Below are 12809 nucleotides of genomic sequence, written 5' to 3'. Positions count from 1 at the left end.
AGAAGCTACTTCTGGAACACCGTTTATTCGGAAAAAGGAGCTATGACAAGTCTTTTGTCACAGCTCCATGCTTTATTTATTCGTTAGTTCTTCATAACTTTTCACGCGTTCTTCCATATCTTCAACTGTTTGATTCAACATCTCTGCTACTAACGTTTCATCTTTCTTTATGTTATGCAAAGCAGAGAAGCGAGTCTGACCTTCTAAGAATTCATTCATCTTGCTGAAGTCCGTTTTCTTGAAGTCGATGCGCATTGGATCTTTCCCTTTTTGTGCACGAATAGGGTCATAGCGATAAAGCGGCCAATAGCCTGATTCCACGGCTTTTTTAGATTCTTCGATTGATTTACTCATACCACCGCGGATACCGTGATTGATACAGGGTGTGTATCCGATAACCAATGAAGGTCCGGGATAAGCCTCCGCCTCTTGAATTGCTTTTAAAGCCTGTGTTGGATTGGCCTCGATCGCGATTTGCGCGACATAAACATCGCGATAAGTCATTGCAATCATCCCAAGATCCTTTTTCTTTGTCTTCTTACCGCCGGCAGCGAATTTTGCAATAGCTGCTGATGGTGTTGCTTTCGACATTTGACCACCGGTATTGGCATAAACTTCATTATCCATTACCAAAATGTTCACATCTTCGCCAGAAGCAAGAACATGGTCGATTCCGCTAAAGCCGATATCGTATGCCCAACCGTCTCCGCCAATGATCCATTGACTAGGTTTAGCAAACATTTCTCTGTCAGCTAAAATAGACTGCAACTCAGGATCTGTTTCTTCACTTAATACTGCGCCTAATTTAGCAGCACGTTGCTGACTTCCTTCGCCTTCTAACATATGATCCAGCCAGTCCTGCAGCTGTGCTTTTGTATCTTCAGAACCAAGACCTTTTGCTAAGGCTGAGGTAATTTTATTTGCTACTCGATTTCGTTTAGTTTCATTCGCCATATGCATTCCTAAGCCATATTCAGCATTGTCTTCAAATAGCGAGTTACTCCAAGCCGGACCGCGGCCGTCTTGATTAACTGTATATGGTGTCGCTGGTGCTGAACCGCCCCAGATAGAAGAACAGCCAGTCGTATTTGCGACCATCATCCGATCTCCGAACAACTGAGTCAATAGCTTCACATATGGTGTTTCACCACAGCCTGCGCACGCTCCCGAAAACTCAAGCAACGGCTGTTCGAATTGAGAACCCTTAACCGAGAATTTCTTCGCTGGATTCTCTTTTTGACGCAGAGTCATTGCGAATGCCCAATTCATCGCTTGTTCTTTTTGTTCCTCATATGATCTCATCACTAAAGCCTTTTCTTTAGCAGGACAAATTTCTACGCAAAGGCCGCAACCAGTACAGTCCTCCAAAGAAACTTGGATACGGTATTTTAAGCCGTCTTTTCCGCGCATATCACGGGTAATGAAGCCTTCAGGAGCTGCTGCCATTTCCTCATCATCAGCAAGAAATGGACGAATTGCCGCATGCGGACAGATAAAGGCGCATTCATTACACATTGTACATGCTTCAGGAATCCATTCAGGAACTTCCAAAGCAATTCCGCGTTTTTCATAAGCCGCTGTACCAGATGGCATTACGCCGCCTAGCATGCCGTTTTCGATCAGGTCATTGACAGAAAGCTGATTTCCTTCCTGACGATTGACTGGTTCAAGAATATTGCGGATGTAGGCAGGTTTGGTTTGATCACCGCCGCTAAATAGCGCCTTGCCTTCAACTTCAGCCCATTCATCTGGAATCTCGATCTTCTTCAATTCAGCGACAGTCGCATCAATCGCCTGCCAATTTCGTTCAACGATCGTCCTAGATTTCTTCCCATAGGCTGCATCTACTTCTGCCTTAAGCAGTGGCAAATAGGTCTCGTGATCCATGATATCCGTCAGCTCGAAGAAAGCTGTTGACATCACTTGATTGATCCGTCCGCCTAAGCCCGTTTTTTGAGCGATATCCATCGCGTTGATAATATAGAAATTAATTTTGTGGTCAGCTAAATAGCGTTTGAGGCGATTTGGCAATAATTGCTTGACCTTCTCTTCATCCCAAACAGTATTCAGCAAGAAGGTGCCGCCATCTTTTAAGCCCTTTAATAAATCATATTGATGGATATAAGCGCTATTGTGACAGCCGACAAAATCAGCCGCTTCTACATTGTAAGTCGAAAGGATAGGTTCTTTCCCGAAACGTAAATGAGAATTCGTCAATCCGCCTGACTTCTTCGAATCGTAAGAGAAATAGGCTTGTGCATAATAATCGGTATTGTTCCCGATAATCTTGATTGCTTGCTTATTCGCTCCAACAGTACCATCTGATCCAAGTCCCCAGAATTTCGCTTGGAAGGTGGATTTTGGTGTTAAATCTAGCACTTCGCTCATTGGCAAGGATAGATTTGTTACATCATCAATGATTCCGATGGTAAATCGTTGCTTCAGCTCAGCAGCTGGGAATAGCAAATGATTGAAAACAGCGACGATTTGATCGGGTGTCACATCTTTAGAAGCAATTCCGTAACGACCGCCGATAACGATTGGTCGATTGGTATGACGATAAAGAACACTTTGTACATCCAGCAATAAAGGTTCGCCGTCTGATCCAGGTTCTTTCGTCCGATCTAGAACCGCTACTTTTTCAACCGTTTCTGGTAATTTCTCTAATAAGTTTTCTGCTGGGAATGGACGATATAAATGAATATCCAAAAAGCCAACTTTACGACCGTTAGCATTCAAATAATCAACCGTTTGCTGAATCGTTGGTGAAGCCGATCCCATCGCGATGATCACTTCTGTTGCTTCAGGATCACCGTAATAATTCGTCAGATCATAATTCGTACCACGCAGATTGTTGATCTTGTTCATATACTTTTGCACAATCGCAGGCATTTCATCATAATAGCGATTGACCGTTTCTCTTTGTTGGAAATGAATATCGGGATTTTGAGCTGTACCCGAGACATTTGGACGATTAGGGTTCATTCCTAATCTTCTAAAATTAGCTAAAGCTTCCCAGTTCATCATCGCCTTCAAATCATCGTAGTCAATGACTTCGATTTTTTGGAGCTCATGACTTGTTCTAAATCCATCAAAAAAGTTCATGAAGGGCAGTCTGCCTTCGATACTTGCTAAGTGTGCCACTGCAGATAGATCCATAACTTCTTGGACACTGCCTTCAGCCAGCATACAAAAGCCCGTTTGACGAGCCGCCATTACATCACTGTGATCACCGAAGATACTTAATGCATTGGTAGATACTGCCCGCGCCGCTACATGGAAAACGGTCGGTAATAACTCACCAGCGATTTTAAACATGTTTGGAATCATCAACAGCAAACCTTGCGAAGCTGTATAAGTCGTGGTTAGAACTCCTGTTTTCAAGGAACCATGGACCGTTCCAGCAGCACCGGCTTCTGATTGCATTTCTACTACTTTAACTGTCTCATTGAAAATATTCTTGCGACCCTGTTCTGCCCACTCATCAACGACTTCCGCCATCGTTGAACTAGGAGTGATCGGATAGATTCCTGCAACTTCAGTAAATGCGTAGGATATATGCGCCGCTGCTGTATTTCCATCCATTGTTTTCATAGTTTTCATCATTTGCACCTCGCTTAAACCAATTGCTCCTGCTTTGTCTTTTGAATGTATTGATCAATCTCATTTGCTGCGATTTTTCCAGCACCCATTGCTAAGATAACAGTGGCTGCTCCTGTCACAATATCTCCTCCAGCGAAAACACCTGGGATCGAGGTTGCACAGGTTTCTTCATCAGCATCGATGTATCCCCATTTATTCAGTGAAAGCTCAGGGAACGTATCTAATAAAACCTTATTCGCCCCTTGTCCGATTGCTTCGATAGCAGTATCTGCTTCAATAATGAATTCACTGCCTGGAATGACGATCGGTCGCCGACGGCCAGATTCATCTGGTTCGCCTAACTCCATTTGAACACATTTGACGGCTTGTAATCGTCCATTGCCATCATCTATGTATTCGATTGGATTGCTTAACCAATGGTATTCAATTCCTTCTTCGACTGAATGGTGATACTCTTCCTCACGAGCTGGTAATTCTTCTAACGAGCGTCGATAAACAATGGATACTTTATCTGCACCTAAACGTTTTGCTGACCGTGCTGCATCCATCGCAACATTTCCGCCACCGATAACAACGACATTTTTTGATTTTTGAACAGGGGTATCGTATTCAGGAAATTGATAGCCATGCATCAAATTTACTCGAGTTAAGTATTCACTAGATGAGTAGACTCCGTTTAACGAGGTCCCTTTGATGCCTTGGAATCTTGGAGCGCCGGCTCCAACAGATAGATAACAGGCATCGAACTCATCAATGATCTCGTCCATAGTAATCGTTTTTCCTACGACGACGTTTGTTTCAATTTTTACCCCTTGTGCGACAATTCGCTCGATTTCCTGCTTAACGATTCGTTTTGGCAGCCGGAATTCTGGAATTCCGTATGTCAAAACTCCACCTGGAGCATGTAGCGCTTCATAGACAGTTACATCGTAGCCTAATTTCGCTAAATCACCAGCAGTAGTAAGTCCGGAAGGTCCTGAGCCAATCACTGCCACACGGCCCTTATCACTATTGATTTCTTTGTATTCTAATGGTTGCTCCAAGGCCCAATCTGCAACTAAACGTTCTAGCTTCCCGATGGCCACGGGCTCAAACTTCTTCGAGCGCCCTAATCGACAAACCATTTCACATTGTTTTTCCTGTGGGCAAACGCGCCCGCAGATCGCAGGTAAATTCGTATACCGACCTAGAATTTCGTAAGCCAGCGGCATATTTCCTTCTTCGATTGCTTTGATAAAACCAGGAATATCGATCATTACAGGACATCCCGTAATACAGGGAGCATTTTTACATTGCAAACAACGACTCGCCTCAAGTTGTCCTTCTTCCAAGGTATAGCCCAATGCCACTTCATCAAAGTTTTGATTGCGAATCTCAGGGGCTTGCTCCTTCATTGGCGTTTTTGTATAACTGCGTTTAGCCATTTGAACTCACCTGCTTTTCATATCTTTCGTTAGCCAGTAATTCTTCTGGACGATATTGCTGCATTCGATTGACAAACTCATCCCAATCAACTTCTTCGCCTAAAAATTCCGGCCCGTCAACACAGGCGAATTTAATCGAATTATCAACGGTTACACGACAACCGCCGCACATACCCGTTCCATCAATCATAATTGGATTTAATGAAACATAGATCGGCACCTCGTATTTTTTTGCCGTAAGCGTACAAAACTTCATCATAATACTTGGACCAATCGCCCAGGCCATCGAAATTTTTTCACGTTTGAAAACTTCTTCCATGGCATCCGTAACTAGCCCTTTTTGTCCAACTGAACCATCATCCGTCATCAGAATCAACTCGTCGGAATACTTTCCGCAATCTTCTTGAAGAATCAATAAATCCTTGTTTTTCGCTCCAAGAACTGTAATTACCCGATTGCCGGCTTCCTTTAGCCCTTTTACGATCGGGAATAATGCTGCTATCCCAACACCGCCTCCTACTAAGAGAACGGTACCATAATTCTCAATATCTGTCGCTTTTCCTAAGGGCCCTACAATATCCGTTAAAGCTTCACCAGCCATAACAGTCGCGAGCTGGGCTGTCGATTTGCCGATCACTTGAAAGATTAAGCGTACCCAACCCGCTTCTTTGTCCGTATCAACGACAGTCAGCGGAATACGCTCACCATTTTCGTCGATTCGCAAGATCACAAACTGCCCTGGTTGCGCTTTACTGGCAATTCGTGGTGCATCAACTAAAATTTCAAACTCAGTTGGTGCCAGTTCCTTGCGTTCTAATACTTTAAACAAATCCTCACTCCGTTCTTTCAATGTGATTCCTTATTCCGCTGCTTCAATCAGCGTTTTAACGAAAGCCTTCAATACTTCTTCATCATCATCGTCTGCTTCATTTTCGATTTTCACAGTTTCTGCTGCTTTTTTTGCCCCAGTTTTAGCAAAGGCTTCATCGAATGCAATCGCTGCATGACAGAAATAATCTGGATATAATTCGCTGTCTCCGCTTCCTACAACACCATAAACTTTTCCTGATAGATCTTCCTCTTGTAGTTCTTCGTGGAAGTCTTCCAAATCAAACGGGATCTCGCCATCTCCATCAGTATAGGTAGCTAGGACACAGATATCCGCATCTTCATAAAAATCTGCTTCCGCATCATCAGCGTCAACGCGTTCAACGTCAATACCGTTCGCTTCGAAAGCATCCTCCAGAATTTCAGAGATTCCTTCTGTGTTTCCTGTGTTAGTTGCATAAACGATCTTTGCTAGTGTCATTTTGTTCATCCTTCCTTCTTATCTGATTTTGGATAAATAAAGCCAATAAGATTTGGCTATTATTCCTTAAATAATGAAAGCCCTTTTTTGCATTTTGGAAAGAAACTTCAAAATAAATATTAGAAGTTTGCCACTTTAATCATAACTCAAAACCGTGAATTAATGAACATCTCATTGGGATTTTTATTCGTTATTTTTTTAATAAAACCTGTTTTTCGCTGGTTTTTTGAGTTCTCAAGACTCTAATTGAGAAAGCTTTTCATTTAGCGGTATATTTTTATTATCGACTGCTAAAAATACGCAAAAACCAGCCTGTCAAAATTGACCTGCTGGTTTAATAAATTGGATAATTATAGAATCCAATTGAGAAAAAATTCTAATTTTTGATGCGTTCTGTTGATTTTAAAATAAACAACTGAAAACTCAATTCTTTCTCAGCTTGTCCCGTTTTTACCTCATAATCATTTTCCACCAATTCATCGTACATAGACACGAGTAAATCCAAAGGAAATTTGGCTACCTGCTGCATCGCCAGCTTCACACGATAAGGATGTACACCTAAGGTCTCAGCGATATTGGCCTGCTGATAACCGATTTTTTGCAAAATTTTTGTTTGTAAGAGCAAGCGGATCTGACCAATCAAGATGGCGGTCAATTTGATAGTCTCCTCCCCCTGAAGATGGAGCTCTTCGTAGGTTTGATAGGCTTTTGCTGTATCCCCTTTTAAAATCTGTTCAGTCAGTTCAAAAATATTGTGTTCCAACGTTTTAGGTACCAAATCTTGGACCAATTGAAGGGTGATTGTTCCGCCTTCGCCTGCAAGCAATAGCAGCTTTTCAATTTCGTTCATCGCCTTTGAAAGATCAAAATCAGTTAAGCGCAAGAATAAATCAAAGGCTTCCTTTGAAATCTTTACTTGTTCATTACTAATGTAACGCTGTAAAAAATTGCGCAAATCTCTTTCTTGTAATGGTGCTGCATCAATCACCGTGGTCTTTTTCAAGGCCTTCGTGATTTTTTTGCGGGCATCCAGCTTGGGGTAGGTTGCCCAAAAAACAACGATCGAAGTATCCAGTGGCTGTTTTAAATAATCTACTAAACTATCAGTATCTTGCTCGGGAACATTGCTTTTCTTCTCACCAGTTAAAAAATAAGGCTTCTCGACAAAAATCAAACGATAATCACCAAAAAAAGGTAAAGTTTCAGCCTCGTCAATCACTGCTCCTAAGCCATTTTCTTCCATATCAAAAGACATGAAGTTCAATTCCTCTAAATCATCCTTCTTCATTCGATCTAAAAACGCCTGACGTATTTCCTGAATCAAATAATCTTCCGTCCCGGTTACAAGATAGACCGGTTTCAATGACGCATTTCTGATTTGCTGAAGGGCTTCTTGTGTATTCATGTCATTACTCCTAATTCAAACTATTGTTCTTCATATGACCTTATCGATAAACGAAAGACCTGACTATTTATGCTACCACGATTATTCCAGAAAATCTATTAGGAGTTTGATTTCTCCCCATTTTGTAATAGCGGACCAGTGATAATAAATCATCCCTTGTTGATCTGTTCGAAAAACGCGAATTTTCTGCTTGTTTAATTTTGTTAGGGTCTCTTGAGTCGGATGACCGTAACGGTTCTTTTTACCAGCAGAAATGATCGCGTATTTCGGCCGGACTTTTTCTAACAACTCTTTTCCAGTTGACGTATTGCTGCCATGATGACCAACCTTTAGAAAGTCTGTTTTCAGCTGCGGATAATTTCGAATCAGCGTTTCTTCTCCTGTGGTTTCTAAATCGCCAGTCAATAAGAAACGTTGATGATTTATTGTAAAATAAGTGACCAGTGAATCATCGTTTTCACCTGTGCTCTTTTCAGGTGAAAGTATCTGTACCTTAAGCTTATTACCGACTGTATCTCCCTTTTTCACTAAATGGATCTTAGTGCCCTTGATTGATTGAATAAGCGTCTTCAGCTCTACTTGAGAACCCTTTGCTAAGTAGAGATTTTTTACCTTAACGTTATCTATCACGTTCACCAATTCTCCCATATGATCGGCATCATTATGAGTAATTAATAAATGATCAATTTTTGTACAACCTAAAGATTTCAAAAACGGCAGCAGATTGTAATCCGAAAGGTGCTTTTGTTGACGCCTCTGCCACTTCTTTTGCCTGAATTTTAAGCGGCCCCCTGTATCAATCAAAAAGGTCTCCTGCTTGAAGGGCAGCTTGATAAAGATACTATCTCCCTGACCCACATCCACAAAAGCGACCATACCCTTTGCTGAAAAAGAGACAGAAGCTATTAGCAAGAAGGCAATCCCCAATAACCAATATGTTTTTCGCTGATATTTCAAACGATCAATTAATAAAAGAACAATCAGAATGAGAAATAAGAGGATCGTAAACGTTGGACGACCTATCGTTAGATTTGGAAAAGCTGCTAACGCTAATACTTTTTCAAGTAATCGAAAGAACTGCTCTAGTAAAAAACTTAAAAATTGCGGGATTGGCAAAAAGCAGCCCAAAAAGAGAACGATACACCCTGGTAAGATCAACCATTCGAAAAGAGGAAACAGTAGGATCGTAAATAACCCGCCGATAATTGTCCATTCACTAAAGCTATAGATCATAATCGGCAAGGCAAAAGCAGAAAATAAAACTAGCTGTTGCCATTTTTTTAGTCGCAAATCATTAAGATAGGACAGTATCAACGCAAAATATAAGCTTAGCTGTGCACCAACTGACCAAAATACTAATGGAAAACAAAGGATTAGTAAAAATAGCATAATACTCCACTGATCAAGTTTTGAAAGCTGGATTTCGAGGGTCAAACAAGCAAAAGCAATGAGAAAACTCACAACTGCCCGAATTGTACTAAAACCGCTACCAGTCAAAATGATCAATAGAAGTCCAACTGCACTCAACAAAAGAAGCCGCGTCTCTCTGACCAGCCCAGCTCTCTTCAGAAGTAAATGAACCCCGCCTAAGTAAAACTGGATATGCATCCCTGATAGCGTAAACAAATGCAAGAGTCCTGTTGTCTTGTAGGCAGAGGTATAATCAGCAAATTGAGCATCTTTATAGCCAATTATCAGTGCTTTGATATAACTAGCCAATCGCGTAGAATAACGCCGGTCAATCCTCCAAATCAAGCGTTGCCGCACATCACTGATTGAAAATCGCTGTATTTTTACAGGCTTTATTGCCTTTGCTTGCAAAACTTGAGTAAACCCAAGGCTTTGATAGTATTTTTTTGCATCAAATCCATTTAGATTTCTGGCATTGTCAAAATCTTCGGTATCGCCATTGACTATAGCCATATTAGGCAACGCTTTTCCTTGCCAAATCGCCTTCTCTGCTGGAGACTTCAAGGTATTATAAACGAAATATTTTTTCCCTTGTATTTTTCCTGTCAACTTTAGGAAATTCCCATCAACCTTTATCGAATCCGTTTGAATTTTCAAATACCCATTTGTTATCCTCTGAGGCTCATTCTCTATTTTATTTACATAATAATACGTTCGTAAACTAAGAAAAAAACTGCACAAAAAGACCATCAGCCATAGCCAACGATTTTTCATGCAGATCATTCGAATAATTAAACTACTTAATAGCAACAACAGCAATAAATGAAACTGATAAAACAAACTCGCCACTAAAATAGCGCTCAGAATCGGTAAGATTAAATAATTGCGCAGGGAGTCTATCCTTTTGGTAATGTGGCAGCATCTTCTCCTAATTGCAATTTTGTAAAGTATTTGCTTTCCAAGTGAACCTGATGTGCACTGGCACCAACTTGATTGATTAACTCGATTGCATATGGATCATTGCGATAATCCTTTAAGTAATGAATCTTTTTGATTCCAGCCTGCAGCAAAGCTTTAGTACACGCCAAACATGGAAAGTGTGTCACGTAAACCTCCGCTTGATCCGTCGCGATCCCCAATTTAGCACACTGCAATAACGCGTTCATTTCCGCATGAATCGTTCGTAAACAATGTCCGTCAACAACATAACAGCCTTCATCTATACAGTGGACATCGCCGCTGACTGAACCATTGTACCCTCCGGCAATGATTCGCTTGTCTCGCACAATAGTCGCGCCAACCTCCAAACGAGTACACGTGCTTCTTAATGATAGTAAAACGGCCTGCGCCATAAAATATTGGTCCCAAGGAATTCTTTCTGTTGTCAAATTTGTCGTCCTCTCTTTCGATCTTTCTTATATTGTAATCGAGTCCCTTAAATTTTCAAGCGTCTTTTCGCCAATTCCGGATACTTTGGTCAAATCTTCTACCGTATGAAAACTGCCATTTTCTTCACGGTATTTTATGATGTCCGCAGCACGCTTTTCACCGATTCCTGATAACTGCTGTAATTCAGCTGCGTCAGCTGTGTTGATATTGATTTTTGCTGTTTCTGAGTTTGAGCCTGTCCCACCTCCAGTTGGGCTGACTTCGTTGATTACAGGGACTTCTTCTCCGATTTTTGGCACATAAATAATTTCTTGATCTGCTAATAATTTTGAAAAATTCATTTGGTTTTGATCCGCATCCTCTGTAAATCCACCTGCCAAATCAATCGCATCCATTAAACGCATACCTTGTCTGATGCGATACATGCCAGTCTTTTTGACTGCGCCCTTAACATCAACGTACCACTCCTGACTGCTTGATTCAGTTGTTTTCCCTATGCTGCTTTCCGTTGAAAAGAGTGCTGGATCAACGGTTTCCTCCTCAGGCTCTCTAGTTAAAAAGAAAAAAACAGCAATCATTAAAACCACGGGAACCGCAAACAGATACGGATACTTCTTGAGAAAATCTTTCATAACACCCTCCTTTAAAATAAAATACGCAATTTTTCTAAAAAACGTTTATCAGACAATCTTTTTTAACAAAAAAAGTGCTGGACGCATTGTCCAACACCTTTATAATAGTTATTTCATTTTTTCTAAATAGTCTAACGCATCCTGTACCGTTTTGACCGGTACAATCTTCATATCGGTCTTTAATTCTTTAGCGGCCGCTTTGGCTTCTTCATAATTTGACTTGATACCAGGCTGCGCTTTTTTCATCTCTTTAATAATCTCATCATCTGGTGCAAAGAATACCTTGTTATTGCTGGCAGCGGCACTAGCAACTTTTTTATCGATACCACCGATTCGACCAACTTCACCTTCTGAATTGATCGTTCCGGTTCCAGCGATTTTTTTACCCTGACGTAAATCTTTATCAACGAGTTGTTCATAGATTTCCAATGTAAACATTAAACCAGCTGAAGGGCCGCCAATGTCTCCGGCATCAACTTTCACTTTCTCCTGTGAATCGATCTCTGTGTGGTCAGTCAATGTAATGCCAATTCCCGGTTTTTTATCGGTGGGAAGCTTAATCAATTTTTCTGTAGCTTCCTTTGTTTCCCCATCATGTGTGTAGGTCACCTTCATTTTCTGACCAACTTTTTGCGATTTTACATATTTCATGAAATCTTCGCTGCTGGTAAAGGTTTTTCCATCGGCCTTCGTGACCGTGTCTCCCACACTGATCTTTCCAGAAAAGTTTGAGTTCTTTTCAACACCCAGCACATAAACCCCTTTATACTTCATCTCATAAGGTTTATTTGCTAATTTTAATGCCTGCTCAATCGCAAAATTTTGAGAGGTTTCCATATTAAATTTTTGAATCTGCATATATTCATCATCGCTGGCTCCGCCAGTCAGTTCATCTGCAGAAATAATTTCATGGAATGGTTCGATCTTTGATTTGATTGCAGTAAAAACGGTGGCTCGCCGAATTCCGACAGAAGTTAAACTGAAGGAACCCTTATCTTCATCTTTTTTATCATTAACAGTAATCAATTCTTTCAGGTCGATTGTCTCTCCAGGCTCTTCGATGTAGTAAGGTATCGGTACAATCACACATGCTACTACTACTAAGGCTAAGAAAATAAGGGCTAATCGTTTGACAAGTTTATTATTTTTCACTATTCTCACGCTTCTCTTCCAACGCCTGATAAACTGCCTCAGGCAAATATTCTTTGACATCCCCATTAAATGTCCATACTTCTTTTAAAATTGACGAACTAATATGACTATATTTTGGCTCCGCCAGTAAAAAGACTGTTTCTAGTTCTTGATCAAGATGTCGATTCATCAATGCGATCTCTTTTTCATACTCATAATCCTTTATACTGCGGATTCCTCGCAATAGGAATTTTGCCCCAAGCTTTTCGGCTACAGACACGGTTAATTCGTTCTCTTGAGTGATCACACGCACATTCGGGATGTGTTTGACAGATTCCTTTACGATAGCAAGTTTTTCTTCCGAAGTAAAGTAACTCTTTTTACTTGTATTCACGAAAATGCCGATGATTAACTCATCAAATAATTTCGCACCTCGCTCAATTGTATCCATATGTCCCATTGTCAATGGATCAAAGCTACCGGGAAAAAGCGCGATTCGTTTCATC

10 protein-coding genes are annotated in these 12809 nt (G+C 40.9%); all 10 read right to left on the bottom strand.

The window, feature by feature from the left end:
• Positions 1–72: 72 nt before the first annotated feature.
• The 10 genes from nifJ to coaD all read right to left on the bottom strand — a co-directional run bounded on the left by nifJ (position 73) and on the right by coaD (position 12808).
• Positions 73–3606, bottom strand: a complete 3534-nt coding sequence (gene nifJ, locus AUF14_RS05740; protein WP_016180292.1) for a pyruvate:ferredoxin (flavodoxin) oxidoreductase — start codon at positions 3604–3606, stop codon at positions 73–75.
• An 11-nt stretch (positions 3607–3617) separates the two neighbouring features.
• Positions 3618–5027: an NADPH-dependent glutamate synthase gene (gene gltA, locus AUF14_RS05735; protein WP_016180293.1), complete on the bottom strand. Its 1410-nt coding sequence runs from the start codon at positions 5025–5027 to the stop codon at positions 3618–3620.
• Positions 5020–5856 (bottom strand): sulfide/dihydroorotate dehydrogenase-like FAD/NAD-binding protein, encoded by an 837-nt coding sequence (locus AUF14_RS05730; RefSeq protein WP_034877130.1) that lies wholly within the window; start codon positions 5854–5856, stop codon positions 5020–5022. Before AUF14_RS05730 ends, gltA begins: the two co-directional genes overlap by 8 nt.
• Positions 5857–5886: 30 nt before the next feature.
• The gene (locus AUF14_RS05725) at positions 5887–6336 is read right to left on the bottom strand and encodes a flavodoxin (RefSeq protein WP_016180295.1); all 450 of its coding nucleotides are present in this window, start codon (positions 6334–6336) and stop codon (positions 5887–5889) included.
• Between the two features lie 376 nt (positions 6337–6712).
• Positions 6713–7741 (bottom strand): DNA polymerase III subunit delta, encoded by a 1029-nt coding sequence (holA, locus tag AUF14_RS05720; protein WP_016180296.1) that lies wholly within the window; start codon positions 7739–7741, stop codon positions 6713–6715.
• Positions 7742–7822: 81 nt separating this feature from the next.
• Complete coding sequence (locus AUF14_RS05715; protein ID WP_016180297.1) at positions 7823–10000, bottom strand: DNA internalization-related competence protein ComEC/Rec2; 2178 nt, start codon at positions 9998–10000, stop codon at positions 7823–7825.
• Positions 10001–10047: 47 nt separating this feature from the next.
• Positions 10048–10539: a ComE operon protein 2 gene (locus AUF14_RS05710; RefSeq protein WP_016180299.1), complete on the bottom strand. Its 492-nt coding sequence runs from the start codon at positions 10537–10539 to the stop codon at positions 10048–10050.
• 27 nt (positions 10540–10566) lie between these two features.
• Positions 10567–11172 (bottom strand): helix-hairpin-helix domain-containing protein, encoded by a 606-nt coding sequence (locus AUF14_RS05705; RefSeq protein WP_016180300.1) that lies wholly within the window; start codon positions 11170–11172, stop codon positions 10567–10569.
• A 108-nt stretch (positions 11173–11280) separates the two neighbouring features.
• Complete coding sequence (locus tag AUF14_RS05700; protein WP_016180301.1) at positions 11281–12333, bottom strand: SepM family pheromone-processing serine protease; 1053 nt, start codon at positions 12331–12333, stop codon at positions 11281–11283.
• Entirely contained in the window at positions 12314–12808 is a 495-nt protein-coding gene (coaD, locus tag AUF14_RS05695; protein ID WP_016180302.1) for a pantetheine-phosphate adenylyltransferase, read from the bottom strand. Before coaD ends, AUF14_RS05700 begins: the two co-directional genes overlap by 20 nt.
• Position 12809 lies beyond the last annotated feature (1 nt).

Origin of the sequence: Enterococcus avium (assembly GCF_002891025.1) — a bacterium.
In the GTDB taxonomy this organism is placed as follows: Bacteria; Bacillota; Bacilli; order Lactobacillales; family Enterococcaceae; genus Enterococcus_A; species Enterococcus_A avium.
The sequence above is the reverse complement of the archived record's forward strand: the minus strand, read 5'-3'. Positions and strand labels throughout refer to the sequence as shown.